27 protein-coding genes are annotated in these 26,783 nt (G+C 71.8%); 10 read left to right on the top strand and 17 right to left on the bottom strand.

Going from position 1 to position 26,783, the window contains the following annotated elements; all coding sequences use genetic code 11:
- Positions 1-127: 127 nt before the first annotated feature.
- Positions 128-1,144 carry an NADP-dependent oxidoreductase gene (locus tag F1734_RS05690; RefSeq protein ID WP_017682257.1) on the top strand — a complete coding sequence of 339 codons (1,017 nt, stop codon included), beginning with the start codon at positions 128-130 and terminating at the stop codon, positions 1,142-1,144.
- 46 nt (positions 1,145-1,190) lie between these two features.
- Here the strand turns inward: F1734_RS05690 and F1734_RS05685 are convergent, their stop codons facing one another.
- The 12 genes from F1734_RS05685 to F1734_RS05630 form a co-directional block, all read right to left on the bottom strand.
- Complete coding sequence (locus tag F1734_RS05685; protein ID WP_203011418.1) at positions 1,191-1,904, bottom strand: metallophosphoesterase family protein; 714 nt, start codon at positions 1,902-1,904, stop codon at positions 1,191-1,193.
- Positions 1,901-2,167, bottom strand: a complete 267-nt coding sequence (locus F1734_RS05680; protein WP_017682259.1) for a BON domain-containing protein — start codon at positions 2,165-2,167, stop codon at positions 1,901-1,903. The genes F1734_RS05685 and F1734_RS05680 overlap by 4 nt, the downstream gene beginning before the upstream one ends.
- Positions 2,164-2,796 carry a nucleotidyltransferase family protein gene (locus F1734_RS05675; protein ID WP_017682260.1) on the bottom strand — a complete coding sequence of 211 codons (633 nt, stop codon included), beginning with the start codon at positions 2,794-2,796 and terminating at the stop codon, positions 2,164-2,166. The genes F1734_RS05680 and F1734_RS05675 overlap by 4 nt, the downstream gene beginning before the upstream one ends.
- Positions 2,797-2,824: 28 nt before the next feature.
- Entirely contained in the window at positions 2,825-3,478 is a 654-nt protein-coding gene (locus F1734_RS05670) for an HAD family hydrolase (protein ID WP_203011417.1), read from the bottom strand.
- The gene (locus F1734_RS05665) at positions 3,475-4,326 is read right to left on the bottom strand and encodes an acyl-CoA thioesterase (RefSeq protein ID WP_102031098.1); all 852 of its coding nucleotides are present in this window, start codon (positions 4,324-4,326) and stop codon (positions 3,475-3,477) included. The genes F1734_RS05670 and F1734_RS05665 overlap by 4 nt, the downstream gene beginning before the upstream one ends.
- Positions 4,327-4,342: 16 nt before the next feature.
- Positions 4,343-6,001 carry an AMP-binding protein gene (locus F1734_RS05660; RefSeq protein ID WP_203011416.1) on the bottom strand — a complete coding sequence of 553 codons (1,659 nt, stop codon included), beginning with the start codon at positions 5,999-6,001 and terminating at the stop codon, positions 4,343-4,345.
- Between the two features lie 37 nt (positions 6,002-6,038).
- Positions 6,039-7,136 carry an acyl-CoA dehydrogenase family protein gene (locus F1734_RS05655; RefSeq protein ID WP_203011415.1) on the bottom strand — a complete coding sequence of 366 codons (1,098 nt, stop codon included), beginning with the start codon at positions 7,134-7,136 and terminating at the stop codon, positions 6,039-6,041.
- Positions 7,133-8,326 (bottom strand): acyl-CoA dehydrogenase family protein, encoded by a 1,194-nt coding sequence (locus tag F1734_RS05650; RefSeq protein ID WP_059175075.1) that lies wholly within the window; start codon positions 8,324-8,326, stop codon positions 7,133-7,135. Before F1734_RS05650 ends, F1734_RS05655 begins: the two co-directional genes overlap by 4 nt.
- A gap of 32 nt (positions 8,327-8,358) precedes the next feature.
- Positions 8,359-9,393, bottom strand: a complete 1,035-nt coding sequence (locus tag F1734_RS05645; protein ID WP_203011414.1) for a phosphotransferase family protein — start codon at positions 9,391-9,393, stop codon at positions 8,359-8,361.
- A complete protein-coding gene (locus F1734_RS05640) occupies positions 9,380-10,219 on the bottom strand; it encodes an enoyl-CoA hydratase-related protein (RefSeq protein WP_203011413.1) in 840 nt (279 codons plus the stop codon). Before F1734_RS05640 ends, F1734_RS05645 begins: the two co-directional genes overlap by 14 nt.
- 133 nt (positions 10,220-10,352) lie before the next feature.
- A complete protein-coding gene (locus F1734_RS05635; RefSeq protein ID WP_203011412.1) occupies positions 10,353-11,615 on the bottom strand; it encodes a SpoIIE family protein phosphatase in 1,263 nt (420 codons plus the stop codon).
- On the bottom strand, positions 11,615-12,424 hold the full coding sequence (locus tag F1734_RS05630; RefSeq protein ID WP_026138140.1) for an alpha/beta fold hydrolase: 810 nt from the start codon (positions 12,422-12,424) through the stop codon (positions 11,615-11,617). The genes F1734_RS05635 and F1734_RS05630 overlap by 1 nt, the downstream gene beginning before the upstream one ends.
- Before the next feature lie 153 nt (positions 12,425-12,577).
- On the opposite strand from F1734_RS05630, the gene F1734_RS05625 reads away from it, so the two are divergent.
- Positions 12,578-13,609, top strand: a complete 1,032-nt coding sequence (locus F1734_RS05625) for a phosphotransferase family protein (protein ID WP_010593715.1) — start codon at positions 12,578-12,580, stop codon at positions 13,607-13,609.
- Here F1734_RS05625 and F1734_RS05620 read toward each other — a convergent pair.
- Positions 13,606-14,388, bottom strand: coding sequence for an IclR family transcriptional regulator (locus F1734_RS05620; RefSeq protein WP_026138139.1), 783 nt, complete (start codon positions 14,386-14,388; stop codon positions 13,606-13,608). The two genes, F1734_RS05625 and F1734_RS05620, sit on opposite strands and share 4 nt — an antisense overlap.
- Positions 14,389-14,588: 200 nt before the next feature.
- Here F1734_RS05620 and F1734_RS05615 point away from each other — a divergent pair, with 200 nt between their 5' ends.
- The 3 genes from F1734_RS05615 to F1734_RS05605 are packed head-to-tail and all read left to right on the top strand — an operon-like array spanning position 14,589 to position 17,254.
- Positions 14,589-15,356, top strand: coding sequence for a CoA transferase subunit A (locus F1734_RS05615; RefSeq protein WP_010593713.1), 768 nt, complete (start codon positions 14,589-14,591; stop codon positions 15,354-15,356).
- The gene (locus F1734_RS05610) at positions 15,353-16,015 is read left to right on the top strand and encodes a CoA transferase subunit B (RefSeq protein WP_003938908.1); all 663 of its coding nucleotides are present in this window, start codon (positions 15,353-15,355) and stop codon (positions 16,013-16,015) included. The genes F1734_RS05615 and F1734_RS05610 overlap by 4 nt, the downstream gene beginning before the upstream one ends.
- A 48-nt stretch (positions 16,016-16,063) precedes the next feature.
- Positions 16,064-17,254 carry an acetyl-CoA C-acetyltransferase gene (locus F1734_RS05605; protein ID WP_193528461.1) on the top strand — a complete coding sequence of 397 codons (1,191 nt, stop codon included), beginning with the start codon at positions 16,064-16,066 and terminating at the stop codon, positions 17,252-17,254.
- Between the two features lie 141 nt (positions 17,255-17,395).
- Here F1734_RS05605 and F1734_RS05600 read toward each other — a convergent pair whose 3' ends face one another.
- The gene (locus tag F1734_RS05600; protein WP_010594427.1) at positions 17,396-18,277 is read right to left on the bottom strand and encodes a LysR family transcriptional regulator; all 882 of its coding nucleotides are present in this window, start codon (positions 18,275-18,277) and stop codon (positions 17,396-17,398) included.
- A gap of 78 nt (positions 18,278-18,355) precedes the next feature.
- Here F1734_RS05600 and F1734_RS05595 point away from each other — a divergent pair, with 78 nt between their 5' ends.
- Together F1734_RS05595 and F1734_RS05590 are read left to right on the top strand one after the other, a co-directional pair.
- Complete coding sequence (locus F1734_RS05595; RefSeq protein WP_238424119.1) at positions 18,356-19,279, top strand: EamA family transporter; 924 nt, start codon at positions 18,356-18,358, stop codon at positions 19,277-19,279.
- Positions 19,276-19,926, top strand: a complete 651-nt coding sequence (locus tag F1734_RS05590; RefSeq protein WP_017681000.1) for an NAD(P)-dependent oxidoreductase — start codon at positions 19,276-19,278, stop codon at positions 19,924-19,926. The genes F1734_RS05595 and F1734_RS05590 overlap by 4 nt, the downstream gene beginning before the upstream one ends.
- A 64-nt stretch (positions 19,927-19,990) precedes the next feature.
- On the opposite strand, the gene F1734_RS05585 is transcribed toward F1734_RS05590, so the two are convergent.
- The 3 genes from F1734_RS05585 to F1734_RS05575 all read right to left on the bottom strand — a co-directional run bounded on the left by F1734_RS05585 (position 19,991) and on the right by F1734_RS05575 (position 24,391).
- Complete coding sequence (locus F1734_RS05585; protein WP_010594430.1) at positions 19,991-20,791, bottom strand: alpha/beta fold hydrolase; 801 nt, start codon at positions 20,789-20,791, stop codon at positions 19,991-19,993.
- Between the two features lie 109 nt (positions 20,792-20,900).
- Complete coding sequence (locus F1734_RS05580) at positions 20,901-22,667, bottom strand: ABC transporter ATP-binding protein (RefSeq protein ID WP_203011411.1); 1,767 nt, start codon at positions 22,665-22,667, stop codon at positions 20,901-20,903.
- Positions 22,664-24,391 carry an ABC transporter transmembrane domain-containing protein gene (locus tag F1734_RS05575; protein WP_203011410.1) on the bottom strand — a complete coding sequence of 576 codons (1,728 nt, stop codon included), beginning with the start codon at positions 24,389-24,391 and terminating at the stop codon, positions 22,664-22,666. Before F1734_RS05575 ends, F1734_RS05580 begins: the two co-directional genes overlap by 4 nt.
- 157 nt (positions 24,392-24,548) lie before the next feature.
- On the opposite strand from F1734_RS05575, the gene F1734_RS05570 reads away from it, so the two are divergent.
- Genes F1734_RS05570 through F1734_RS05560 form a run of 3 tightly spaced genes read left to right on the top strand, consistent with a single transcriptional unit; the run spans position 24,549 to position 26,782 of the window.
- Positions 24,549-24,722, top strand: a complete 174-nt coding sequence (locus F1734_RS05570) for a hypothetical protein (RefSeq protein WP_003939603.1) — start codon at positions 24,549-24,551, stop codon at positions 24,720-24,722.
- Positions 24,723-24,770: 48 nt separating this feature from the next.
- Positions 24,771-26,261 carry an alpha,alpha-trehalose-phosphate synthase (UDP-forming) gene (locus F1734_RS05565; protein ID WP_017680996.1) on the top strand — a complete coding sequence of 497 codons (1,491 nt, stop codon included), beginning with the start codon at positions 24,771-24,773 and terminating at the stop codon, positions 26,259-26,261.
- Positions 26,258-26,782, top strand: coding sequence for a response regulator (locus F1734_RS05560; RefSeq protein ID WP_010594435.1), 525 nt, complete (start codon positions 26,258-26,260; stop codon positions 26,780-26,782). The genes F1734_RS05565 and F1734_RS05560 overlap by 4 nt, the downstream gene beginning before the upstream one ends.
- Position 26,783 lies beyond the last annotated feature (1 nt).

Here is a 26,783-nt window from a genome sequence, read left to right as displayed (position 1 = left end):
CGGGGTGATCCCGGTCACCCACCGTGTATAGTTGAATCCGGCGTCGAATTCAACTGACCGGGACGACCGCCGCACATCCGAATCACCGCACCGCAGCAGGGCTTTTCTGCAATCGAAAGGAAGACGTATGGCGTCCGTGAACAGGCAGGTCCGACTGGCACGACGACCGGTCGGCCGCCCCGACGACTCCACATGGGAGGTCACCAGCGCCCCGGTCCCGCAGCCGGCCGACGGCGAGTTCACCGTCCGCGTCGAGTACGTCTCCCTCGACCCCGCCATGCGCGGATGGCTGAACGACGTCCGGTCGTACGTCCCGCCGGTCGGGATCGGTGAGGTCATGCGCGCCCACGCCGTCGGGCGGGTACACGAATCCCGCCACGACGGCTACAAGGAAGGACAGCTCGTCTCCGGGCACTTCGGCGTGTGCGACTACGCCGTCTCCGACGGCAGCGGCGTCGTCGCGGTCGACGAGTCCCTCGCGCCGCCGCCGGTGTGGCTGGGTGCACTCGGATTCCCCGGCATGACGGCATATTTCGGGCTCGTCGACGTGGGGCGGATGAAGCCCGGCGACACCGTGCTCGTGTCGGGCGCCGCCGGGGCCGTCGGCAGCATCGCCGGGCAGATCGCGAAACTGAGCGGATGCCGCGTCATCGGCATCGCCGGCGGACCCGAGAAGTGCGCGTGGCTCACCGACGAGCTGGGATTCGACGCCGCCATCGACTACAAGGCCGGATCCGTGGGCCGGGCGCTGCACGCCGCCGCACCGGACGGGATCGACATCTACTTCGACAACGTCGGCGGGGAGACGCTCGACTCGGCGCTGGCCGTGCTGCGCAAGCACGCGCGAGTCGTGTTGTGCGGGGCCATCTCCGGCTACAACGCGACCGACCCGCAGCCGGGCCCGTCCCGCTACCTGTCCCTGCTCGTGAACCGGGCATCCATGACCGGGTTCATCGTCTTCGACTACCTCGACCGCTTCCCCGAGGGCATGGCTGCCGTGTCGGAATGGATCCGCCGCGGCGAACTGGTGACCCGTGAACAGGTCGAGACCGGCGGCGTCGAGGCATTCGGACGCACACTCAACATGCTGTTCGACGGTGCCAACACCGGCAAACTCGTCCTGAAGACCACGGCCGACTCCTGAGAACCCCGCGCCCGGCCGGGTCGCCCCGCGGCGCGGCCGGGCGCGATCAGTTCTCGAACCGATACACCGCGTAGGCGGTGCGGATGACCGGCTGTGCGACGTTGCGGACCCGCACGCCACCCGGCGTCGTGCCGCGCTCGCACCCCGCGTGTGCGTGCCCGTGCACGGCGAGATCGAGGTGGAACTCGTCGATCGGCTCACCGAGCAGATACGACCCGAGGAACGGATAGATCTCGGCGGGCTCGCCGCGCAGGGTGTCGCTGATCGGCGAATAGTGCAGCAGCGCCACGCGGACGTCGGCACCGTCGAGGTCGGCGACGGCGCCACGGAACCGGTCGGCCAGTTCCACGGTGTGCCCGGCGAACTGCTTCATCTCCGGCTCACCGAACGCGCTCGCGCACTTGCCCGCGAAACCCCCGCCGAACCCCTTGGTTCCCGCCACGCCGAGCCGGGCCCCGTCCACGTCGAGGACGACCGACTCGCCCTCGAGCACGACGATGCCCCGGTCGCGGAGCAGTTCGGTGATCTCGTCCTCGGCGTCGCTGTGATAGTCGTGGTTGCCGAGCACACCGACGACGGGCACCGGTAGATCGCCGAACTCGTCGGCGACGACGCGCGCCTCGTCGACGGTGCCGTGCCGAGTGAGGTCACCGGCGAGCAGCAGCACGTCGGCGTGCTCGTGCAGGTGTTCGAGAGCGGGCCGCAGATGCCCGCGGGCGTCCTCGGCCAGGTGTACGTCTCCGACGGCGGCAATCCTCATCGCAGTTCCTCCACCGAAGTTCCGGGGTCGCGCGAGTCGACCACGTGCACGTCGTTGTGGACGGTGACGCCTGGTAGCTGTTCCTGCACCACCGTGGTCAGCGCGTCACGACGTGCGGCGCTGGCGACCTCGCCGGTCAGATAGACGTCGGTGCCGCGGATCGTGACGCGCACGCCCTGTTCGGCGGTGCGGGGGTCCTCGGCCAGGGCGCGGTGCAGGTGCGCCACCACGTATTGCGGGTGATCCGGGTGTTCGTGACTCACCGTCGGGCCTCCGAGTCGGGTTCGATGATGCCCAGGTCGGCGAGCAGGCCGAGGAAGGCGTGGGCGTACGGCGACGCGGCCGTCGCGGTGGCCACCTGCCCCCAGTCCACCTGCTCGCGCAGGGCACGGGCGATACGTAGCAACGGCGCGAAGTCGCAGCGGTGGGCGTCGAGCACATTGAGCTTGTCGCTCATCAGGTCGGTGCCGCTGATCACCGGCGCGGCGGTCGGACCGATGCGCATCCACTGTGCGCGGGCGAGCATCGAATCGTCGACGTCCCGGTCGTTGGGCCGGAAGATCAGGTCCACGAGGTGGTCACCCTCGTAGACCTTGCTCAGCCAGTTCTCGGGCGGGTCGACGGGACGCATACCGGCGGCGACGAGCGCCTCCCGCGCGGCGTCCACATCGTGGGGGCGGACGAACAGGTCCACGTCGTGGTCGGACGCCGGGCCGCCACGCGCGTACACCGCGCAGCCGCCGCCGACGGCGAACCGCACCCCGGCCTCACCGAGGGTGTTCACCGCCTTCGTCAGCACCTGCAGCAGTTGCCTCTCCTTGACCGACTCGTCCGACGAGCCCGCAGCGCCGGACGGCGCGGCATCGAGGCCGTGAGGATGTGCGTTGGTCATGGGTGGCGGGTACCCGCGCGTACGGGGCTCACACCTGACCGGGCACTCCTCCCGTCACGAGGCCGAATCGCCCGGCGAGCTCGGAGCGGGTGCGGTCGGCGTCGGTGTGCAGCACACCGGCGATGCCGATCCGCGCCGCTCCGTCGAGGTTCTGCTGCAGGTCGTCGATCATGACGGCCTGTTCGGGGGCGACCCCCAGGCGCTCGCACGCGAGGGCGTAGATCCGGCGCGACGGCTTACGGATGCCGACCTCGGCGGAGATCACCACCTCGTCCGCGAGTGCGGTCAGCTCGAAGCCCGCGTAGCAGTCCCGTCCGAAGGCGTTGGACACCAGCGCCACCGGTACGCCGGCGGCCCGCAGATCGTCGACGAGGGCCACCGTCCGGTCGTCGCGCCGCAGCCCGGCCTGCATCCGGGCGGCGAGTCCTTCCGCGGTCACGGCAGCTCCGTGGGCGCGGAGCCGTCCGGCGAAGCCCTGCTCGAACTCCTCCGCGTCGATGCGCCCCGACTCGTGGTCGGCGAGCAGCCGTCGCGAGTCCGGGTCGCCGCCGAGCAGCCGCAGCGGCAGTCCCGGATCGCCGAGTGCCGCGCCGAACTGCTCGAACGCGGCGAACACGCTCGTGGTGAGCACGCCACCGAAGTCGACGAGGACGGCAGTGCGTTCGGGCGCGGCGCGGTTCATCGACCCCGCCCTTCGGCGCGTCCGGCACCGACCGCCGCGCCGCGCTCGACGTGGAACCGCACCATGCCCTCCTGCGCGACGACGGCGACCAGTCGTCCGGTCGTGTCGAAGATCTGTCCCTGGATCAGCGCGCGTCCCGAGTCGGACGACGGCGACACCTGATCGAACAGCAGCCATTCGTCCACCCGGAACGGCCGCAGGAACCACACTGCGTGGTCGAGGGACGCCCCCTGGATCGGCCGTTCGGGGTGCGGCAGGACGGCGATGTCGAGCAGCGCCATGTCGCTGCAGTAGGTCAGGGCACAGGCGTGCAGGACCGGGTCGTCGGGCAGCGGCCTGCGGTGCCGGATCCACAGCCGTCGGCGCGCCGGCACGTCGGGTGTGGCCTCGTCCGCAGGGAGCCAGCGACGTTCCCAGTCGTCCCACTCCGGAAAGTCGTACCACGCGGCCCACGGGCGCCCGTTCTCCGTGACCTCCTCCGGTCCGGTCGTGGGCGGCATGGCCGCCTGGTGGGTGTGCCCGTCGTCGCCGCGGTGGAACGAGGCGGTGAGGGTGAACACCGTCTCGCCGTCCTGGACGGCGGTGACGTAGCGGGTGCGGAAGCTGCCGCCGTCCCGCAGGGCGTCCACGTGATAGTCGGCGGGCTCGAGCGGGCGGCCGGGGCGCAGGAAGTGGCCGTGCACCGAGTGCACGCCGAACTCCCGCGGCACGGTCCGTGCCGCCGCGGCGAGCGCCTGCCCCGCGACCTGACCGCCGAAGGTGCGCTCCATCTCGGTCGGCACCGGGTCGGCGCGGAACGTCGCCGGGGCGATCTCGCGCAGGCGCAGGATCTCGTCGATGCTCGGCACGTGTCTCCTCCTCGGGTCAGGACGATGCGACCCTGCGCATCTCGCGGCGCAGGATCTTCCCGCTGGTGGTCTTGGGCAGCTCGTCGAGGATCTCGACCGACCGGGGCGCCTTGTAGGTGGCCAGCCGCTCGCGGCACCATGTCACCAGTTCGTCCGGGTCGACGTGTTGGTCCGGGCGCAGGCTCACGAACGCGGCGACCGACTCGCCGCGGTAGGAGTCGGGCACGCCGACGACCGCGGCTTCGCGGACGGCCGGATGCCGGTAGAGCACGTCCTCGACCTCGCGGGGCCAGACCTTGAACCCGGAGGCGTTGATCATGTCCTTCTTGCGGTCGACGACGTACACCCAGCCCTGTGCGTCCATGAAGCCGACGTCACCGGTCAGCAACCGTCCGCCCGGAATGGACTGGGCGGTGGCCTCGGGCAGATTCCAGTAGGCGGGGACGACCATCGGCCCCTCGACGGCGATCTCCCCGACCTCCCCCGGTCCGAGGTCCTTGCCGTCCTCGTCGACGATGCGCACCGTCGCGGTGGGCAGCGGCAGACCGATGGACAGTGTGCCCGAGTCCGGATCCACCGGCGCCTCACGACCGGAAGGCACGACGACGCAGGGCGCACTGGTCTCCGTCAGGCCGTACCCGTTGCGGATGTAGAGGCCGGTCCGCTCGCGGAAGCGTTCGACGATGGCCGGCGGCAGTGGCGCGCCACCGGAATTGAGAGTCAGCAGCGACTCGAACGCGTCCGACGAGAACGACGGATGTGCCAGCAGCGCCATGAACGCGGTCGACGGGCCGACCATGAAAGCGGGCCGCTCCCGCTTCAGGACGTCGAGCACCACCCCGGCGTCGAAGCGGTAGGCCAGGACCAGCGGACCGGCCAGATCCACCGCCGTGAGCAGCTGCACCACCATTCCGGTGATGTGGAACAGCGGCGCGAGCGCGAAGATCGGCGAACCCGCCGGGATTTCGTCGTACAGGCGCAGCAGTACGCAGTTGACGGTGAGGTTCGCGTGGGTGTTGGTGGCACCCTTGGGCAGTCCGCTCGTCCCGGACGTGTAGGAGACGAGCGCGATGTCGTCGGGGACCAGGCCGGGGTCGGGGACGGGGCGGCCGGCCCACTCGCAGGCGACCTCGAGCAGATCGGGGACACCCGGGGTCCGGCGGCGCTCGACGCCGGCGAAGAGCCGCTCGTCGTTCGAGGTCTGCAGGTCCAGCTCGCTCGCCGTCAACGCGATCGTCACGCCCGCCCCGGCGGACCGCTCCGCCACCCGGTCCGCCCACGCCTGTTCGCCGCACACGACGGCGACGACGCCTGCGTCGGTGAGGATGTGGTCGAGTTCGTCCTTGTACATCGGGTTCAGCGGCACCACCGCGCCGCCGGCTTTCCACGCACCGAACAGCGCGAGGACGAACTGCGGCACGTTCTGCAGGTACACGGCGAGCCGGTCACCCGTGCGGAAGCCCTGCGCGAGCAGGTACGCCGCCACCCCGTCGCTGAGCTCGTCGACCTCCCGATACGTCAGCGCCGCACCGAGATACGTGATCGCCGGCCCGTCCGGCGCCGTCGCGACGGCGTCCGCGAACACCTCGAGGGTGGTCCGTCGCGGGACGGGTCCGACCTCGGCCACGCGGGGATCGTACTGCGCCATCCAGGGCCTGTCGTCGTACCAGCTCATCGTCGCGACACCCGTCCTTTCGTGTGATTGCAGCGGTTCATGCGACCGGCAGGTCGACGAGCTCGGCCAGCCGGGCGCGGTGCCGGGACGGGACGCCGAGCGCGAGCTGATCGGCCTTGGCCCGCTTGAGGTAGAGGTGTGCCGGGTACTCCCAGGTCATCCCGATGCCGCCGTGCAACTGGATGCACTCCTCGGCGGCGTGCACCGCGACGTCGCTGCAGTACGCCTGGGCGACGGCGGTCGCGATCGCGGTGTCGCCGTCGCCGCGCGCGTACGCGTCGGCCGCGTACCGGGCGGCGGACTGCGCCGCGCCCACCTCGAGCCACAGGTCGGCGAGCCGGTGCTTGATCGCCTGGTACGAGCCGACGGCGCGACCGAACTGGCGGCGCTCCTTGACGTAGGCGACGGTCGTCTCGAGGCACCACTGGGCCACCCCGAGCTGCTCGGAGGCGAGCAGCACCGCCCCGCACCGGAGCGCCTCGGCCACCGCCGCTGCCGCGTCGCCGTCGTCGACGCGGGTGGAGGCGGCCCCGGTGAACTCGATGTCGGCGATCGGCCGGGTCATGTCCAGGGACAGCACGGGGGTCACGGTGACGCCGGCGGCGTCCGACCGGACGGTGTGCAGTTCGAGGCCGTCGGCGCCCGCGACGGGGACGACGAGCACGTCGGCCTCGTGTGCTCCGGCAACGCTGGTGACCCGGCCGGTCAGGCCGTCGCCGGTGCGACGCACCCCGGTGATCGCGGCGTCCGGCCCCGTCGACAGCGGGACCGCGAGGGCGCCGGTGGCGGCACCGGCCGCCAGGTCCGGCACGGTCCCGGTGTCGCCGGCACGCAGCAGCGCGACGGTGGCGAGCACCGCGCTCGACAGATACGGCACCGGGGCGGCGGCCCGGCCGATCTCCTCCATGACGACCGCGGCCTCGCGGGTGCTCGCGCCGGCGCCGCCGAGAGATTCGGGGACCAGCAGTCCGGCCAGTCCGAGTTCGGCGGCCACGGTCTTCCACACGCCCGAGAAGTCAGCGGGCGCAGCGTCGTACGCGGTCGTCACGACGGACGCAGGGCAGCGTTCGGTGAGCATGCGACGGACGCTGTCGCGCAGGGCGTCCTCGGTGTCGGAGTACAGCAGGTCGGTCATCGCGCCATGTCCTTCCACGGAATGTCCTTGTCCACACGGTGTTCCGGCGGCAGCCCGAGCACCCGCTCGGCGACGACGTTGCGCAGGATCTCCGACGTGCCGCCCTCGATCGAGTTGCCCTTGGCGCGCAGGTACCGGTATCCGGGTTCGCGGCCGGTGAAGTCCACCGATTCGGGCCGGCGCAGGGTCCAGTCGTCGTAGCGCAGGCCCTGCTCGCCGTGCAGTTCCACCTCGAAGCCGGAGATCGTCTGGGCGAGCCGGGCGAACGCGAGTTTCATGCCGGAGCCCTCCGGGCCGGGCTGGCCCGCGGCGAGTTGCTGACGCAGGCGTTCCCCGGTCAACCGGGTCACCTCTGCCTCGACCCACAGCCGCATCAGCTCGTCGTGCCGCGCCGGGTCGCGCACCTCGGGGCGCTCGCGCCAGGCCTCGGTGACCTTGCCGATCATGCCGCCCTCGCGGGGTGCGCCGGAGCCGATCGCGACGCGTTCGTTGTTGAGGGTGGTGGTGGCGACGCGCCAGCCCTGCCCTTCGTCGCCGAGCCGGTCGGCATCGGGTACCCGCACTCCGGTGAGGAACACCTCGTTGAACTCGGCCTCACCGGTGATCTGCCGCAGCGGCCGCACGTCGACGCCGGGATCGTTCATGTCGAGCAGGAAGTACGTCAGCCCTGCGTGTTTGGGCACGGACGGATCGGTGCGGGCCACCAGGATCGCCATCTGCGCGTTCTGTGCGCCGGAGGTCCACACCTTCTGGCCGTCGACGATCCAGTCGGCACCGTCGCGGACGGCGCGGGTCGCGACGGCGGCCAGGTCGGAGCCGGCGCCGGGCTCGCTGAACAGCTGGCAGTAGATGTGCTGTCCGGTGTAGATCGGGCGCAGGAACCGGCTCTTCTGCTCCTCGGTGCCGAAGGCGGCAATGGTGGGGGCGGCCATGCCCAGGCCGATGCCGTTGCGGCCGGCGGCGGGCCGGGGCGCGCCGGCGGCGGCCAGTTCGGCCTCGACCTGCGCCTGGTGGCTCTGCGGCAGGCCGAGCCCGCCGTGGCCCGGCGGGAAATGCACCCAGGCGAGGCCGGCGTCGAATCGTGCGCCGAGGAAGTCCTCGGGCCGGGTTGTGCTCGGATCATGTTCGGACAGAAGCGTCTTCACACGCGCGGAGAGGTCGCGTGCGGTCGTCTGCTCGTCGGGGGACATCGTCGTCTCCTGCGTGTCGAGGGGTCGGGGCGTCAGATGCCGGCGTCGTCGGCGATCTCGCGGGCCTTGTGAACCAGGGCGTCGATGCGTTCGATCGTGGGAGTGCCGGCCGCGGCCTTGTTCTGCGGTTCGTCGAGCGCGCGGCGCATCACGCCTTCCGCGATCACCGCCACCTTCCACAATCCGAGCGCGTGCCAGAACTGCAGTGCCGCCGGGTCGCGGCCCGTCTCGTCCAGGTAGACGGCGGCGAGTTCGGCGCGGCTGGGGAAACCCTCGAGGGTGGAGGCGGGAAAGTCGCCGCCGGTGTCCTCCCCGGGCTCGGGCCAGTAGGCGAACAGCGACCCGACGTCGGCGAGCGGGTCGCCGACGGTGGACAGCTCCCAGTCCAGCGCCGCGACGACGTCACCGCCGTCGTACGAGGTGATGACGTTGCGCAAATGGAAATCGCCGTGCACCAGGGTGGTTTCGTGCTGCGGAGGCACCGCGGCCAGGAGCCGGCGGGTCAGGTCGTCGAGTTCGGGCAGCTCGCGGGTCTTCGACTTCTCCCACTGGCCGGCCCAGCGGTGCAGCTGCCGCTCGGCATACGGCTTGGGGCGGGCCAGGGCGGCGAGGCCCGTGCTGTCGAGATCCACGGCATGGATGCGGCCGAGCGTCCGCGCGAGCGACAGCCCGATCCGGCGGCGGCGCTCCGGCGTCAGGGACTCCGCGACGGACATCCGGTCCACCACCTGTCCGTCGACGTACTCCATGAGCACCATCGGCACGTCGCTGATCGCCGGATCGTCGGTGAGTCCGAACACGGTCGGTGTCGGCACGTCGGTGGACTCGAGCGCCGAGAGGATGCGGGCCTCGCGCGCGACGTCGTGTGCGGACGCCAGCAGATGTCCGAGCGGTGGTCGCCGCAGCACCCACCGGCGCCCGTCGCCGTCCTGCACGAGGTAGGTCAGGTTCGACTGCCCGAGGCCGATGCGATCGAAGGTCAGCAGTGCGGTGTGCTCGATGCCGAGCTCGCCCAGCCAGCGCAGGATCGCGTCCGGGTCGATGCCGACGGTTTCACGCAGTGGCATGGGCGCTCCCGGGCAGGGCGGCGAACTCGGGAGCGCGCCGCTCGAGGTGGCTGGCGACGCCCTCGGCGACGTCGGGGCCGCGGAAGGCCTCGACCATCAGGCGGTCCGCGCCGGCCACGGCGTCCGGGTAGGACCGGTCTGCGTCGTCGCGCAGCTGAGTCTTGATCGTCGCCATCGACCGCGGTGAGCAGTGGACAGCGAGGTCGGTCGCGTAGGCGACGGCCGCGTCGACCACGCTGCCGGTGGTGACCAGGTGGTCGAGCAGGCCGATCCGGTGGGCCTCGTCGGCGTCGATCATGCGACTCGACAGCAGCAGGTCCGTCGCGCGGCTGTGGCCGACGACGCGGGGCAGCAGCCAGGTGACGCCGTACTCGGCGATGAGTCCCCGGCGCGCGAACGCGGTGGTGAAGCGGGCGGTCGCGTCGCCGAAGCGGACGTCGCAGTAGAGGGCCTCGACCAGACCGAGCCCCGCGACGGGACCGCGGATCGCGGCGACGATCGGCTTGCGGACGCGCAACGGGAAGTCGCGAGGGCGCGGGCGCACCAGGTCTTCGTCCGTGGCGTCGGCGACGTGGCGCAGGTCGTCGAGGTCGGCACCGGAGCAGAATCCGCGGCCGGCGCCGGTGACGACGACGGCCCGTACCTGCGGATCGTCGTCGACCTGCGCGAGCAGGTCGAAGTAGCGGTCCTCGAGGGCGTTGCTCCAGGCGTTGAGCTTGGCCGGCCGGTTGAGGGTGAGCAGGACGACCGGTCCGCGCCGCTCGGCGAGGACCAGGTCGTCGGTGGTGGCCACGCCGCGGGTCGTCGCGGCGGGTGCGTCGGTCATCCGGTGCTCCTTCACAGCAGGGAGTCACATAACTTGACGTCAGATTCAAGTTGCTGAGCGCTTGCATAGTGTGCGCCGGGGACGGTGTGATGTCAATCGCTCCCGGACCCCGCTGTGACGGGAGACCCGGGGGTCAGGGCCCGACGCTGCGGCGCGGCGCGTGGACGGCGAGGACGGCCGTGTCGTCCTCCACCCCGGTACCCAGGGTGTCGAGGAGCTCGCGGACGGCGGTGACGGCCTCCCCGGCGGTGACGGGACCCAGCATCCGGGCGAAGTCGAGCAGAGCCTGCTCGCCGTAGCGCTCGTCGGCGCCCGGAGCGCTGCGGGCCTCGGTGAGACCGTCGGTGTAGAGCACCAGGGTGTCGCCGGGATCCAGCCGGACGACCGCGCTGGCGATGTGGGCCTGCGGCAGCAACCCGATGAGCTGACCGCCCGGAATGGGCACGTAGTCGGCGCTGCCGTCGGCGCGCAGCAACAGAGCCGGCGGGTGCCCACCCGACGCCAGCGTGACGCGGAAGCTGCCCGGCGACGCGTCGGGGGTGAGCATCCCGAACACGACGGTGCAGAACCGCGGATCGTGCATGCGGTACCGATCGACGAGGACGGTGTTCAGGTCGGCCAGGACCGCCGACGGGCCGGAGGCGTAGACGGCCGCGGCACGCACGGTGTAGCGCGCGACGGAGGTCATCACCGCCGCGGCCGCCCCCTTACCGCACACGTCGCCGAGGAACAGGCCCCAGGTGCCGGCACCGAGCGGGAACAGGTCGTAGAAGTCGCCGCCGACCTCGTCCGGAGAGGCGATGTGGTAGTGCGCGGCGACATCGAGACCGGGCACCTCGGGCAGGTCGGGTGGCAGCAACGTCGCCTGGAGGGTGCGGGTCAGCCGCTGCAGGCGTCGTCGTTCGTCCTCGGCCTCCCGGCGAGCGCGCAGCAGTTCGGTCTCGTACGCCCGGCGCTCCCGGGCGTCGAAGACGGTGGTGCGGATCAGCAGGGGCTGCCCGCCGCTGTCGTACCGGACCACCGACGTGACCAGGACGGGCAGGCGGGTGCCGTCGGCCGCCCTCAATTCCAGTGCGATGCCGCTGATTTCCCCCTGCATGCGCAGCAGCGGGGCGAAGTGGGTCTCGTGGTAGAGGCGGCCACCGACCGTGAGCAGGTCGGAGAAGTACCGCCGGCCCACCACGTCGTCGCGCCGGAGTCCCAGCCACTGCAGCAGAGTCGCGTTGATCTTCGCGATCCGCCCGTCCGGCAGGGTGGACAGGTAGCCGCAGGGCGCGTTCTCGTACAGGCTCTCGGCGCTGTCCTCGGCCAGCGCGGCGCGCATCTCGCGATCCTCGCCCGCCGTCGCCCCGGCGCCCGGGTTCCGGCCGTCGTCCGTCTCCCGGGCCGGGATCATCAGCCCACCGAACCAGCGAAGGCGGCGATCGTGGCCACGGTCTCGTCCGGGGCACTGAGCTGCGGGCAGTGCCCCGTGGCGTCCAACGTCACCAACCGGCTTCCCGGAATCTGCGCGTGGACGAACGCACCCACCTCCGGCGGGGCGATCGCGTCGCGGGAGCACTGGGCCACCACGGTCGGAACACTCACGTTCGCCAGGTCCGCCCGGTTGTCGGAGAGGAAGGTCACGCGGGCGAAGACCCGGGCGATGGCCGGATCGGTGCGGCAGAAGGCGGCGGTCAGTTCCTCGCCGAGTTCGGGACGTTCCGGATTGCCCATGATGGCGGGCGCCATCGCACCCGACCAGCCCAGGTAGTTCGCCTCCAGCGACTCGAGCAGCTCGTCGATGTCGGCGACGCTGAACCCGCCCCGATATCCGGTGGACGGATCGTCGACGAAGCACGGCGACGGGGCGAGCAGCACCAGCCCGGCGAACGCGCCGGGGTCGCGCGCGGCGGCGAGCACCCCCATCATCGCGCTCACCGAATGCCCGACGAAGACGACCGGTCCGAGATCCAGCGTCCGGCACACCGCCAGCACGTCGTCGGCGTAGCCGTCGAGATCCGAGTACCGCTCCGCGCTCCACGCCGACAGATCCGATCGGCCCGCCCCCACGTGGTCGAACAGCACCACGGTGAAGTCGCGTTCCAAGGCCGGCACCACCAGTCGCCACAGGTTCTGGTCGCAACCGAACCCGTGGGCCAGCACCACGACGGGCGCGCCGGCCCGGCCGGTGACGCGTACGTGGTTTCTGGTGAGGACATTCACGGGCCTCATACTCGCACGGTCGCCGAGATCCCATCCCCGTGGACGGCGTTCCGGAACTTTCGGCCCGCCCGGCACGGCACGCACCGATCGGTGCGCGGGGCGGGTAGGCATGAAGGATCCGCACACACGACTTCCCACCGAGAGCAGAGCGCGATGGCCCAGTCGAATGCCGCGAGCGAGCCGATCGGGATCGACGCCGCGCGCGTCACCGCGTGGTTCGTCGAGAACCTCCCGGCGGTCGCACCGCCGCTGCACTTCGAACTGATCACCGGAGGCCGGTCCAATCTGACCTACCGGGTCCGTGACGACGCGGGGACGCGGTGGGTCCTGCGCCGGCCGCCGACCGGGACGCTGCTCTCCTCCGCCCACGACGTCGTGCGGGAGTGGCGCATCCTCGACCTGCTCGCCGGCGGCCCGGTGCCGGTACCGCCGGTACTGGGCTACTGCACCGACCACGCGGTGACGGGCGCGGACTTCTACGTCATGACGCATGTCGACGGCATCGTCCTCGACGATGCCGAGACGGTCGCCGCGCTCCCCCGGCAGCACCGGCGGGCCGCCTCCTACAGCATCGTGGACACCCTCGCGAAGATCCACGCGGTGGACACCACGACCGGACCGCCGGCGCAGATGCGCAGACCCGGCAGCTACCTCGAGCGCCAGTTGCGGCGCTGGAGCCGTCAGCTCGCCGACGGCGGTGTCGGTCCCGGTCCCGTGTGGGACGTCCACGACCTCCTGGCCCGGAACCTGCCCGCCGAACGGTGGACCGGGTTGGTGCACGGCGACTTCCGGCCGGGCAACCTGCTGATCGGGCCCGACGGTGAGGTCCGGGCGGTTCTCGACTGGGAACTGTGGACCGTCGGCGACGTCATGGCCGACCTCGGGTGGCTCACCGCCACCTGGGCCTCGGCCGACGTGATCGGCTGGGCACCCGATCCCGCCGAGGGTTTCCTCGACGTCGACACGGTCGCCGCGCGGTATGCCGACACGACCGGGCGCGATCTCGACGACCTGCGCTACCACCAGGCCTTCGCGCTGTGGAAGCTCGCCGCCATTGCGGAGGGTGTGGCGGCGAGGTTCCGCGCCGGGACGATGGGCGGTCAGGACATAGACGTCGACGCCCTCGCCCGGCGGCCGGCGCAGCTGGCCGAGATGGCCCGCGAGGCCCTCGCCGGACGGTCCTAGCCCGTTCGCCGGGGGCGGTGGCGCAGCAACTGGGTGAGCCGGTGCGCCTGCCGAAGCAGCAGTTCCCCGAGTTCGGGGCGGCGATCCTCGCGGAAACGGCTCTCGACCCCGGTGATACTCAGCGCCCAGGCCGGTGCGTCCCGATGATCGAAGACGGCAGCCCCCATCCCCCAGCTTCCCTCCACGAGCAGGGCGGGATTGGTGGAGTAGCCGGCCAGGCGCGTCGCGGCGATCCGTTCCTCCACCGCGTGCCGGGTGTGGTCCGGTCCCCACCCCGCGGTCAGGTCGGTGCGGGACAGGTACTCGTCGATGTCGCGGTCCGAGAGATGGGACAGGATGACCAGGCCCGCGGACGCGACCCCGAGTGGCAGCCGGATGCCGACGTGCAGGACGTGGGAGCGCAGCGGAAAGCTGCCCTCCTCACTGGCGAGGCACACGGTCTCGTCCCCGCGCCGGGCGGACAGGAAGGCGCTCTCACCGGTCTCCCGCGCGAGATCGCGCAGGACATCCCGGGCGAGGTCGGTGATGTCGTACCGGCCGGCCGCCAGCGAGCCGAGCAGGTAGAGCTCGGGTCCCAGCGACCATCGGCCGGTCTTCGGGTCTCGGTCGACGAGTCCCTCGTCGGCGAGCGAGGTCAGCAGGCGGTGCACCGTCGGCCGTGCGAGGCTCGTCGCCCGCGCGAGGTCGGACGTCGACGATCCGACCGGTTCGTGCCCGGCGATCGCCCGCAGGAGCGCTCCGACCCGCGCGATCACCTGAGGTCTCTGCTCGTCCGTCATGCCCCCAGAATACGTCCACTCAGTGAACGCCATCCGTAACGACGTTCCGATGGGCGAGCAATCTTGAAAGGGCCGCTGACAAGGCCTTGAAATCGGCGGGCCGGGAGTTTGTAGTGGTAAGCGATCGATGTGTGCTCGTCCATTGAGTGAACACGTCCTGCACCGGGTCCGGACGGACCGAATTCTCGAGAGGGGTCTTGATGGGAACGAAAGTGTTCGGTACGCCCGCGGCGGCCGTCGCGGACGTGTCCGACGGCGCGACGATCGCCGTCGGCGGGTTCGGGTTGTGCGGCATCCCCGACGCCCTGATCCGCGCGCTGGTCGAGTCCGGCGTCGGCGACCTGGAGGTCTTCTCCAACAACTGCGGCGTCGACGACCACGGCCTGGGCCTGCTGCTCAACGGCCGGCAGATCCGCCGGGTGACCGCCTCCTACGTCGGCGAGAACAAGGAGTTCGCCCGTCAGTACCTCGCCGGTGAGCTCGAGGTCGAGCTCACCCCGCAGGGCACCCTCGCCGAGCGGCTGCGGGCCGGCGGCGCCGGCATCCCCGCCTTCTTCACCCCCGCGGGCGTCGGCACCCCCGTCGCGGACGGCGGACTGCCGTGGCGGTACAACGTCGACGGCTCGGTGGCCGTGGCGTCCCCGCCGAAGGAGACCCGGGCCTTCGGCGACAAGCGGTACGTGATGGAGCAGGGCATCACCGCCGACTTCGCACTGGTGCACGCGGTCAAGGGCGACACCGCGGGCAACCTGATCTTCGACAAGACGGCGATGAACTTCAATCCGCTGGCCGCGATGGCCGGCAAGGTCACCGTCGCGCAGGTCGAGGAACTCGTCGAGCCCGGCGAACTCGATCCCGCCCAGGTGCACCTGCCGGGAATCTTCGTGCAGCGCATCGTCGAAACCGGCCCGCAGGTCAAGCGGATCGAGAAGCGGACAGTTCAGGCCACGGAAGGGGCGGCACGATGACCGGCACCAAAGGATGGACCCGAGATCAGATGGCGGCCCGCGCGGCCGAGGAGATGATCGACGGCGAGTACGTCAATCTCGGCATCGGACTGCCGACGCTCATCCCCGGCCATCTCCCGCCGGACGTGCACGTGACGCTGCACTCGGAGAACGGCATCCTCGGCACCGGCCCCTACCCCACCGAGGAGAACGTCGACCCGGACCTGATCAACGCGGGCAAGGAGACGGTGACCGTCAATCCCGGTGCGGCCTTCTTCGATTCGGCACTGTCGTTCGGGATGATCCGCGGCGGGCACATCGACACCGCCGTGCTCGGCGGCATGCAGGTCTCCCGCACGGGTGACCTGGCCAACTGGATGGTCCCCGGCAAGATGGTCAAGGGCATGGGCGGCGCCATGGACCTGGTGCACGGTGCCAGCCGCGTCATCGTGGTCATGGAACACACCGACCGCGAGGGCAATTCGAAGATCGTCGACACCTGCTCGCTGCCCCTGACCGGTCAGGGTGTCGTCGACCGGATCATCACCGATCTCGCGGTGATCGACGTCGTGGGTGACGGGACCCTCGCGCTGCGCGAACTCGCTCCCGGCGTCACCGTCGACGAGGTCCTCGCGGCCACCGCGGCGCCGCTCGAGGTCCGCATCGACGAGCTCGTCTGAGAACGTAGTCGAATACCACTGCTCGCCAACAGGATCGGAGAAGCCATCGTGACCAGTTCTGTCATCGTCGCCGGAGCCCGGACCCCGATGGGGCGTCTGCAGGGCGCCCTGAAGGACTTCTCCGGCTCGGACCTCGGCGGGGTCGCCATCGCCGGGGCCCTGGCCAAGGCCGGGGTCGCCCCCGAGCAGGTCGAGTACGTGATCATGGGGCAGGTGCTCACCGCCGGGGCCGGGCAGATCCCGGCCCGCCAGGCCGCCGTCGCCGCCGGCATCCCGATGGATGTGCCCGCCCTGACCGTGAACAAGGTGTGCCTGTCCGGCATCGACGCCATCGCGCTGGCCGACCAGCTCATCCGCGCCGGCGAGTTCGACGTCGTCGTCGCCGGCGGCCAGGAGTCGATGAGCCGGGCCCCGCACCTGCTCGAGAAGTCCCGCGCCGGGTTCAAGTACGGCGATGTGACCCTGCGCGACCACCTGGCCTTCGACGGGCTGCACGACATCTTCACCGACCAGGCCATGGGTGCCCTGACCGAGGCCGCCAACACCGGCGCGGCGGCCGTCTCCCGCGCCGAGCAGGACGCGTTCGCCGCCGCCAGCCACCAGCGGGCGGCCCGCGCGCACAAGGACGGGCTGTTCGACGACGAGATCGTGCCGGTGTCGATCCCGCAGCGCAAGGGCGACCCGCTCGTCGTCACCGCCGACGAGGGCATCCGCCCGGACACCACCGCCGAGTCCCTGGCCAAGCTGCGGCCGGCGTTCGCCCCCGACGGCACCGTCACCGCCGGCTCGGCCTCGCAGATCTCCGACGGCGCGGCCGCGGTGGTGGTGATGTCCAAGGCCAAGGCCGAACAGCTCGGCCTGTCCTGGCTCGCCGAGATCGGCCGGCACGGGGTGGTCGCCGGTCCGGACTCGACGCTGCAGTCCCAGCCGGCGCGGGCGATCGCGAAGGCCTGCGCGCGGGAGGGCCTCGAGCCGGCCGAGCTGGACCTGGTGGAGATCAACGAGGCGTTCGCCGCGGTGGGGATCGCCTCGGCCCGTGAGCTCGGGATCGACCCGGCCAGGGTGAACGTCAACGGCGGGGCGATCGCGCTGGGGCACCCGCTGGGGATGTCCGGGGCCCGGATCGTGCTGCACCTGGCCCTCGAGCTGGCCCGCCGCGGCGGCGGGGTCGGGGCCGCGGCCCTGTGCGGCGGCGGCGGCCAGGGCGACGCCCTCATCGTCCGCGTCCCCAAGGCGTAGGACCCGCGACCTCGAAGATCCGTCGAGGACCGTCACGTTCGGGCGGAGGCGACACGATCGCCTCCGCCCGAACGCGTGCGGGTGCCTGCGACCGTGCCGGTGACGGCAGCACCCCACGGCCGGCTCGACAGACCATCGACGTCACCGCGGCGATGCCCGGGGCTGCAGTATGTCCAGGAAGGCCACCGCGGCAGGCGCGGGATTGAAGTCGCTCCAGGCGAGATACTCCACTCGGGTCGGCCCGTCGCCGACGGGCACCGTGACCAGGTTCGGGGTCGACGGGACGAACGCGGGTGGCAGGAGCGCGACGGCGAGGTTCTGCTTCACGAGGTCGAGGATCAGGTCGGTCGACATCGATTCGAAGGTCACCTCCCGCCGCAGGTCGGCGGCGTCGAAGGCGAGGTCGCTCTGCGCACGCCCCTGGGTCCCGGCCGGGAAGTCCGCGAAGGTCTCCCCGGCAAGATCACGCAAGCGCAGCCGGCGCCGCCCCGCCAGCCCATGATCGGCCGCGAGCACAGCGACGAGGCGTTCGCGTGCCAGCTCGACGGACCGGACACGGTCGGGAGTGGTCGCGTCAGGCAGGCCCAGCACGGCGACGTCGACCCGACCCGCGCGGAGTGCGCTCACGAGTTCGTCGCTGCCGCCGTGCCGTAGTGCGATGCGCACCGCCGGGTGCGCGCGGTGGAACCGGCCCAAGGCAGCGGGAATGTCGACGGCGGTCACGGTGGGGATGACACCGACCGTCAGCGTGCCCCGCACCTGGCCGACCGTAGCGGTCGCGTCGGCAGCGGCACGCTCGGCAGCTTCCAGGCTCGCCCGCGCGGCGGGCAGGAACGCCGCCCCGGCGTCGGTGAGCTCGACGCGGCGGCTGGTCCGGGCGAACAGTGCCACGCCCAGCTCCTGTTCGAGCGCCTTGATCTGGTGACTGAGCGCCGACTGGACGACGAAGCACTGCTCGGCCGCTCGGGTGAAGTTCCGCTTCTCGGCCACGGCGAGCACATACCGCAGTTGCTGCAGTTCCATTCACCTATCGTGCACATCGATTGCTGATATGAAAACCATGTCTTGGACTCATCGGTACAACGACGCGACAGTGATGTGGTGACTACCACGACAACTCCTCTGCCGGCGCCCCCGGGGCGGGTGACGAACCGCACGGCACTCACTGCGGTGACCGCCGTGGCCCCTGCGGTGTGGGGCACGACCTATGTCGTCACCACAGAACTGCTGGCCCCGGGCCACCCCCTGTTCGCGGCGCTCGTGCGGGCGCTGCCCGCAGGCGTGCTCGCCCTCCTGCTCTCCCGGACGCTGCCCCGCGGGGCCTGGTGGTGGAAAACCGCGGTGCTGGGCGCCTTGAACATCGGCCTGTTCTTCCCGCTGCTGTTCCTCGCCGCGGAACGGCTGCCCGGCGGGGTCGCCGCCACCCTCGGCGCGACCCAGCCGATCATCGTCGCTCTTCTCGCCGTCGTCCTTCTGCCCGAACGCCTTTCGCTCCGGCGTCTGGTCTGGGGTGTCGTCGGCGTGCTCGGCGTGGGCCTGGTCGTGCTCGGCCCCGCAGCGGCCTTCGATCCCGTCGGCATCGTCGCCGGGCTCGCCGGTGCCGCGGTGATGGGGACCGGCGTCGTTCTCACCGCACGCTGGGGCCGGCCCGAGGGAGTCGGTGCGATCAGTTTCGCAGGGTGGCAGCTCACCGTCGGCGGCCTGATCCTGTCGGTGCCGGCACTGCTGATCGAAGGGGTTCCCAGCCGAATCGACGCCCCCGCCGTCGCGGGGTACCTCTGGCTCGGCCTCGTCGGTGGGCTGCTGGCCTACACCCTCTGGTTCAACGGCCTGCGCACCCTGCCGGTCACCGCGACGGCGCTGCTCGGGTTGCTCTCCCCCCTCGTGGCCGCCGCCCTCGGTGTCCTCGTGGCGGGGGAAACCCTCAGCGCACTGCAGCTTGTCGGTTTCGTGCTCGCCCTCGCGGCGCTCGGCGCCGGGCAGACCGCGCCTCGCGCCCGTACGCGGAAAGGACTTTCGTCGTGAACATCATCGTCCTCGGGGCCACCGGCATGGTCGGCTCGCGCCTCGTAGCCGAAGCCGCCACGCGCGGACACCGCGTCGTCGCCGCCGCCCGGCATCCGGGCACCCATCCGGATCCGGGCGTCACCCCACTCGCCGTCGATGCCGGCGTGCCCGGACGACTCGATGCCGCACTCGCGGGTGCGCACGCGGCGATCCTCGCCGTCCGTGCCGCTCCCGGCCAGGAACAGACGATCGCACCGCTGACCACGGCGGTCCTGGACGCTACGGGTCGCTCCGGTACCCGCCTGCTCGTCATCGGCGGAGCCGGCCCCTTGCGCTCACCGCGGAGGGACGGCCTGGCGGTCCTCGATGATCCCGACTACGTGCCGGTCGAATGGCGAGCGGTCGCCGAGGCCAGCACTGCCCAGCTCCGCACCTGTGTCCGGCACACGAACCCGCGCTGGACATACCTGAGCCCGCCCGCGATCGTCGAATCCGGAACGCGCACGGGCACGTACCGGCGCGGAGCCACCACCCTGCTCACCGAACCCGACGGCACCTCACGCATCACCGCCGAGGATCTCGCCGTGGCCGCCCTCGACGAGATCGAACGCCCCGGTACCGACCGGCACTTCACGGTGGCACGCACTCCCCCGCGTTGTGGATAGCGTGGAGCGGGTAGCGAAAGCGGGTGGCACCGAGCAGGAGCGGCCGGCTCGTCCCGGGCGGCGATCAGCTCGCCAGGAACTCCAGCAGCACCTTGTTCACGGCCTCCGGCTGCTCGAGGTAGCCGTAGTGCCCGGCGTCCGGGATCTCCTGGTAGCTCGCGCCGGGAATGGCGTCGGCCACCTCCCGCGACAGGTACGCCGGAATCATCCGGTCGTCGGCGAAACCGACGGCCAGGCACGGCACCCGCACCGCCCGGTAGGCGGCGCGACGGTCGAACTCACGGTCCATTCCCAGCTGCGCCCGCACGCCGGGCGACGTCTTGCCGCCGGTGAACTCGAACACGTCGAGCCAGTCCCGCGCGGTGTGCGGGTCGGCCAGCGACGCCGGCGACAGGTTCATCACGGCCGTGACCGCCGCCCGGTACTTCGCGGGCAGTTCGACGCCGCTGTCGTACAGCTGACGCTCGCCCTCGGTGAGGGTGACCTGGAACTGGTCCATGCGGGCGTGCCCGGCCAGGAACACCGCCTTGCGCACCAGGTCCGGGCGGGCCAGCGACAGCTCCTGCGCGACGCGCGCCCCCATGGAGGTGCCCACGACGTACGCGGGACCGCCGAGCAGCTCGATCAGGCCGGCGGTGTCGGCCACCAGGTCGTCGATGGTCATGCCGCCGAGGCTCTCCCCCGACGGCGCGATGCCGCGGTTGTCGAAGGTGGCGACGCGGTAGCCGGCCTGGACCAGCGCGGGAACCTGGTGCAGGTCCCAGACCCGGCCGGGGCTGCCCGTCCCCATGATCAGCACGACGAGGTCGCCGGTCCCCTTGACCTGGTAGTTCAGCGGGATGCCGTTGATTGTCGCGATGGGCATGAAAACCTTCCTGAGGTGGGTGGCGCGGGTGCGGCCGCACGGCAGCACGGGCACAACGGACCGATCCACACTACCCTGCACCGCAGGTCGCGACCCTGGCAGCACATCCTCAGGCGCCGCCCTGCCACGCGCGCCACAGCCGCGCGTAGCGGCCTCCGGCGGCGACGAGCGCCGCGTGCGGCCCCTCCTCGACGACCCGGCCCGCCTCGAGCACGACGATCCGGTCCGCCGCCGCGGCCTGCGTCAGCCGATGCGCCACGACCAGCGCGGTGCGTCCTCGCGTCACGACCGCCGCGGCGGCTTCGAGGGCCCGCGCGCCCGCGCTGCCGGCCTCCGCCGTCGCCTCGTCGAGCACCACCACCTGCGGATCGGCGATCAGCACCCGCGCCAGCGCGAGCTGCTGGGCCTGGGCCGCGGTCACGGGATGGCCGCCCTCACCGACGACCGTGTACACGCCGTCGTCGAGGGCGCGGACCCACTCGCCCGCGCCGACGGCGTCGAGCGCGGCCGCGACCTCGTCCACGGTGGCGTCGGGCCTGGCCAGGCGCACGTCGTCGAGCAGGGGGCCGCCGAACACGTGCACCTCCTGGCTGACGACGACGACGTAGCGGCGCAGCCGGGCACCGAGTTCGCCGAGCGCCCGGCCACCGAGACGGACCTCCCCCGAGGTGGGCGTGACGACCCCGGCGGCGGCAGCGGCGACCGTCGACTTCCCGGCGCCGGTCGAGCCGACCAACGCCACCGTCTCCCCCGGCGCGACCTTCAGGTCCACGCCGTGCAGGACCTCGGGGCCGTGCGCGTATCGGTGCCGCACCCCGGTCAGCTCCAGCGCCGGCGGACCGCAGCGCGGCTCGTCGGGCGGACCGTCGTCCGGGGTCGGCGCCGCCGGGAGGTCGGCGACGCCCACGAGCCGGGCCAGGCTCGCGCCCGCCGACTGGACGTCGTCGAAGGTGAACAGCAGCAGCCCGAGGGGCGAGAACAGGCGGTGGAACAGCAGTGCCGCCGCGGTGGCCTCGCCGACGGTCACCGCGTCCGCCCGGATCAGGACGAACCCGGCGACGAGAAGCGCCGCGAGACCGACGAATTCGGCCCGGTTGGCCCGGCCCGCGAATCGGGTGAACAGGCCGAACACGCCGACGGTGAGGTCGCGCGCGCGGGCCGAGGCGGCATCGATGCCGGACAGGTGGGTCGTGTCGAGGCCGTAGGCACGGACCGTGCGCACCCCGTGCATGCTGCTGACGAGTGCCTGCGACCGTGCGCCCATCGCGACCCGCTCCGCGGCGTACAGCGGAGCCGAGCGGGGCAGGTACCAGCGCAGGGCGAGCGCGTACATCGGCAGCGCGACGAGGCCGGCGAGACCGAGCCGCCAGTCGATTCCGACCATCGCCGCGACGCTGACCACCACCAGCATCAGTGCCGCCACCAGCTGCGGCACCACCGAGCCGAGTGCCTTCGCCAGCACCGCGACGTCGTCGCCGACGCGGGAGAGGACGTCGCCGTGCCCGGCGCGTTCGACGGTCTCGGTGGGCAGGGTCAGCACCCGCGCCAGCACCGTCTCGCGCAGCCGGGCCAGCACCGTCTCGCCGAGACGCGCAACCAGGTGCAGGCCGGCCCCCTCGAGCACGCCGCCGACGACCGCCGCCGCCGCGATCAGCGCGACGACCCATCCGAGGATGGACATCGGGGCCTGCTCGCGCACCCGGTCGACGAGGACACCGAGGACGCGCACCGGCACCACCGCGGCGATCGCCGCCCCGACGGACACCGTCACCGTCAGCGCGACCCGCCCCGGCGCGTCGCGCAGCTGCGCTCCCAGCCAGCGCCACGACCGTCCCGCAGAGGCGATCGGCAGCAGCTCGGACTCGTTGCTCGTCATCGCAGCACCGCCGCTCGGTAGGTGGGGTCGGTGGCGGACAGTTCGGCGTGGGTGCCGGACGCGACGATCTCGCCGTCGTCGACCACCACCACGCGGTCGGCGGCGGCGAGCAGCGCGGGGCTCGAGGTGATGACGACGGTCGTGTGCTCGTCGCCGTCGTGCCGCAGGCGCGCGATCCCCTCCGCGACGGCCTGCTCGGTAACCGCATCGACCGCGGTGGTCGGCTCGTGCAGCACGAGCACGGGAGCGCGCCGCGCCAGCGCCCGGGCCAGCGCCACGCGCTGCCGCTGTCCGCCGGACAGGCTGCTGCCGCGGTCGACGATCCGCTGGTCGAGGCCGTCGGGGTGGGTGTCGGCGACCTGGCCGGCGGCGGACGCGCCGAGCACCTCCGGGGGGATGCCGTCGGAGGGTCGGCTCATGCCGGCGGCGATGTTGTCGGCGAGCGTTCCCGCGAACAGGTCGCTGTGGTGGGGTTCCGCGAGAACGGTCCGGCGTCCGGCGACGGGGTCGAGCGCATCGAGCGGCACTCCCCCGACGGTCAGCTCGCCGCGGACGTCCTCCGGCGGCACCTGGCCGGACAGCACGTCGGCGAGGGCCTCCGCGTCCTGCGACCGGTGGGCGAGGACACCGAGCAGTTCCCCCGGCGCGACGGTCAGGTCGATCCTGCGCAGCGACCGGTAGCCGAGCCCGCGCAGCTCGAGGCTGCCGTCCGCCGGGGTCCCGGTTCCGGCGGGCAGCAGCGACGGCGCGTGCAGCACGAGCGAGAGCCGGTCGGCGGAGGCGCGGGAGGCGGCCCACGACGACGGCAGGGCGGCGAGCGTCCCGAGCGGTTCGACGACGAACTGGGCCAGGCCCACGACGGTGATGAGTTCGCCGACCGAGATGCGGCCCGACAGCGCGGCCCAGCCCGCGACGCCCGCGACCGCGACGGACAGCAGCGCGCTCACCGCCGACGAGGTGCCGGTGTAGACGCCGAGGGCGCGGGTCGCGCGCAGTGTCGAGGCGAGCGCGTCCGCGCTGGCGTCCCGGTACCGGTGGGCGGCGGCCGGTTCGGCCCCGATGCCGCGCAGCGGACGCAGTCCCGTGACGAGGTCCGTCGCCAGACCCGATGCCCGCGCCACCGCCTCCTGCTGTGCGGTCATCCGCCGGGTCAGCAGCGGGGTGGCACGGTCGAGCGCGACGAGGATCGCGGGTGTGCCCAGCAGTACCAGCAGACCGAGCGGGACGTCGACGAGCAGCAGCGCGATCGCGGCCCCGACCACCGCGGTGACGGCCGCGGCGGTGGCGGGCACCACGTGCAGGATCTGCGCGGCCCGCCCGGCGTCGGTGGTCGCCACCGCCAGGAGTTCCCCGGTGCGCAGGGAGGTGCGCACCCCGCGCGGATCGAGGATCCGGCGGGCCACGGCGACCCGCAGCCGGTGCGACTCCGCCTCGATCGCCGCGACGAGCCGGCGCGCACCGAGACGCCACGAGTAGGTGAGCACGACGAACAACGCGGCGAGGCCCGCGAGGGCGACGACCAGCATCGACACGTCGCCGTCGGTGACCGGCCCGTCGATGATCACCCCGATCGCGACGGGCACGAGGGTCTCCATCACCTGGTGCAGCGAGACCAGCGGGGTGCCGACTGCCAGCGCGATCCGCTGGTTCACGATGGTGCGCCGCAACAGCCCCGGACCTGGCTTCTTCCCGTCGCCGGCCCCGCGGTCGTCGTCACCGCTCATGCGTTCCACCACACGAAACTCTCCGTTCCACGTCACCACCCCGAGAAGTGAGTCAACCCTAACTTGCAGCGCGGGTGGCGTCGGAAGCGCCGGTTCTCATAGAGTCGCACTACGAATGACCTGCTCGAACGGAGCAGCAAGCCCGGGAGGAACAACCATGGCCGCGGACGCCACCACCGAGAACGACATTCCGGACGAGGAACTCGAACCCGTCGCGGACGAGACCGCCCGCCAGGCGCAGCGTGTCGTCGCTGCCTACGCGGAGGATGCGGACGAGTGCCGCATGCTGCTGTCCATGCTCGGCATCGGGCCGAACCCGAAGATGGACTGACCGGACACCGCCGGACAGGGACAGTCGGACAAGGACAGGGAGCGCCACGTGGTTGCAGCTGAGGAGTCGACGCAGGCGGGTGGTTCGGACTTCGTCGTCGTCGCGAACCGCCTGCCCGTCGACCTCGAGCGTCTTGCGGACGGCTCGACCCGGTGGAAGCGCAGCCCGGGTGGCCTCGTCACCGCGCTCGAGCCGATCCTGCGCAGCAACCGCGGAGCGTGGGTCGGCTGGGCCGGTGTCGCCGACGCCGAACTCGACCCGATCGTCCAGGACGACCTCGAGCTGTATCCGGTCCCGCTGAGCGCGCAGGAGATCGCCGACTACTACGAGGGCTTCTCCAACGCGACACTGTGGCCGCTGTACCACGACGTGATCGTCCGGCCGGAGTACCGGCGCGAGTGGTGGAACACCTACGTCGAGGTCAACCGCCGGTTCGCGGAGGAGACCGCGAAGGCCGCGGCCGAGGGCGCGACGGTGTGGGTGCAGGACTACCAGCTGCAGCTGGTGCCGAAGATGCTGCGGATGCTGCGCCCGGACCTGACCATCGGCTTCTTCCTGCACATTCCGTTCCCGCCGGTGGAACTGTTCATGCAGATGCCGTGGCGGACCGAGATCGTCGAGGGTCTGCTCGGCGCCGACCTGATCGGCTTCCACCTGCCCGGCGGTGCCCAGAACTTCCTGTACCTGGCGCGCCGGCTGGCCGGCCATCAGACCTCCCGCGGCACCGTGGGCGTGCGCTCGAAGCTCGGGGTGGTGCAGGTCGGGTTCCGGGCGGTGCGCGTCGGGGCGTTCCCCATCTCGATCGACTCCGGGCAGCTCGACGAGCAGGCCCGCCGCAAGTCGATCCGCGACCGCGCCAAGCAGATCCGCAAGGAACTCGGCAATCCGAGGCACATCATGCTCGGCGTCGACCGGCTCGACTACACCAAGGGCATCGACGTCCGCCTCGACGCGCTGCTCGAGCTGATCGCCGAGGGGCGCGTGGATCCGGCCGACACGGTGATGGTGCAGCTCGCCACCCCGAGCCGGGAACGCGTCGAGTCGTACGTGCAGATGCGCGGCGCCATCGAGCAGACGGTCAGCCGGATCAACGGCGAGTACGCCGAGGTGGGCCGGCCCGTGGTGCACTACATCCACCGGCCCATTCCACGGGACGAGCTGATCGCGTTCTTCGTCGCGGCCGACGTCATGCTGGTGACGCCGCTGCGCGACGGCATGAACCTCGTCGCCAAGGAGTACGTGGCGTGTCGCAGCGACCTCGGCGGCGCCCTCGTGCTGAGCGAATTCACCGGGGCCGCAGCAGAACTGCGCCAGGCCTTCCTGTGCAATCCGCACGACCTCGAGGACGTCAAGGACAAGATGGAAGCGGCGCTGACCCAGCCGCGCGAGGACGGCCGGCGGCACATGCGGGCACTGCGCCGGCAGGTCCTCGCCCACGACGTGGACCGGTGGGCCCGGTCCTTCCTCGACGCACTCGCCCATCAGGGCGCGGCAGGTCCGGCGCTGATCGCGCCGGCGGAGGTCGGCGAGCCCGAGTGACGAGCACACCCGACCGCGAGGACTACGGTTCCCGGCCCTCGCCCGAGCGCATCGGGGCTGCGGCGGCCGGCGTCCCCGCGCCGCGCACGACCACCGGTTCCCTCGACGTGCTCCTCGTCGAGGACGACGCCGGGGACGAACTGATCATTCGGGAGTCGTTCGAGGCCAACGAGATCGGCAGCACACTGCACGTGGTGCGGGACGGCGCGGAGGCCCTCGACTTCCTGTACCGGCGCGGGATGCACGCCGACGCCGCGCGGCCGGCGCTGGTGCTGCTCGATCTGAACCTGCCGAAGTACGACGGGTGGCAGGTGCTCGAGGCGGTCAAGGCCGATCCCGACCTGGCGTCCATCCCGGTCGTCGTGCTGACGACGTCCACCGCCGAGGAGGACGTCGTGCGCAGTTACCGGCTGCGGGCCAATGCCTACGTCTCCAAGTCGGTGGACTTCGACCGGTTCGTCGCCACCGTGCGGCAGATCGACCGGTTCTTCGTGCACATGGTGCGCCTGCCCGGTCGCTGAT

The organism is Rhodococcus ruber (assembly GCF_016804345.1).
In the GTDB taxonomy this organism is placed as follows: domain Bacteria; phylum Actinomycetota; class Actinomycetes; order Mycobacteriales; family Mycobacteriaceae; genus Rhodococcus; species Rhodococcus ruber.
The sequence above is the reverse complement of the archived record's forward strand: the minus strand, read 5'-3'. Positions and strand labels throughout refer to the sequence as shown.

Bases quoted from the DNA above. Each gene is read 5' to 3' on its own strand.
- F1734_RS05690 (WP_017682257.1), top strand. From the start codon at position 128: ATGGCGTCCGTGAACAGGCAGGTCCGACTGGCACGACGACCGGTCGGC.
- F1734_RS05685 (WP_203011418.1), bottom strand. From the start codon at position 1,904: ATGAGGATTGCCGCCGTCGGAGACGTACACCTGGCCGAGGACGCCCGC.
- F1734_RS05675 (WP_017682260.1), bottom strand. From the start codon at position 2,796: ATGACCAACGCACATCCTCACGGCCTCGATGCCGCGCCGTCCGGCGCT.
- F1734_RS05670 (WP_203011417.1), bottom strand. From the start codon at position 3,478: ATGAACCGCGCCGCGCCCGAACGCACTGCCGTCCTCGTCGACTTCGGT.
- F1734_RS05660 (WP_203011416.1), bottom strand. From the start codon at position 6,001: ATGAGCTGGTACGACGACAGGCCCTGGATGGCGCAGTACGATCCCCGC.
- F1734_RS05655 (WP_203011415.1), bottom strand. From the start codon at position 7,136: ATGACCGACCTGCTGTACTCCGACACCGAGGACGCCCTGCGCGACAGC.
- F1734_RS05650 (WP_059175075.1), bottom strand. From the start codon at position 8,326: ATGTCCCCCGACGAGCAGACGACCGCACGCGACCTCTCCGCGCGTGTG.
- F1734_RS05645 (WP_203011414.1), bottom strand. From the start codon at position 9,393: ATGCCACTGCGTGAAACCGTCGGCATCGACCCGGACGCGATCCTGCGC.
- F1734_RS05640 (WP_203011413.1), bottom strand. From the start codon at position 10,219: ATGACCGACGCACCCGCCGCGACGACCCGCGGCGTGGCCACCACCGAC.
- F1734_RS05635 (WP_203011412.1), bottom strand. From the start codon at position 11,615: ATGATCCCGGCCCGGGAGACGGACGACGGCCGGAACCCGGGCGCCGGG.
- F1734_RS05625 (WP_010593715.1), top strand. From the start codon at position 12,578: ATGGCCCAGTCGAATGCCGCGAGCGAGCCGATCGGGATCGACGCCGCG.
- F1734_RS05620 (WP_026138139.1), bottom strand. From the start codon at position 14,388: ATGACGGACGAGCAGAGACCTCAGGTGATCGCGCGGGTCGGAGCGCTC.
- F1734_RS05615 (WP_010593713.1), top strand. From the start codon at position 14,589: ATGGGAACGAAAGTGTTCGGTACGCCCGCGGCGGCCGTCGCGGACGTG.
- F1734_RS05610 (WP_003938908.1), top strand. From the start codon at position 15,353: ATGACCGGCACCAAAGGATGGACCCGAGATCAGATGGCGGCCCGCGCG.
- F1734_RS05600 (WP_010594427.1), bottom strand. From the start codon at position 18,277: ATGGAACTGCAGCAACTGCGGTATGTGCTCGCCGTGGCCGAGAAGCGG.
- F1734_RS05585 (WP_010594430.1), bottom strand. From the start codon at position 20,791: ATGCCCATCGCGACAATCAACGGCATCCCGCTGAACTACCAGGTCAAG.
- F1734_RS05580 (WP_203011411.1), bottom strand. From the start codon at position 22,667: ATGACGAGCAACGAGTCCGAGCTGCTGCCGATCGCCTCTGCGGGACGG.
- F1734_RS05575 (WP_203011410.1), bottom strand. From the start codon at position 24,391: ATGAGCGGTGACGACGACCGCGGGGCCGGCGACGGGAAGAAGCCAGGT.
- F1734_RS05570 (WP_003939603.1), top strand. From the start codon at position 24,549: ATGGCCGCGGACGCCACCACCGAGAACGACATTCCGGACGAGGAACTC.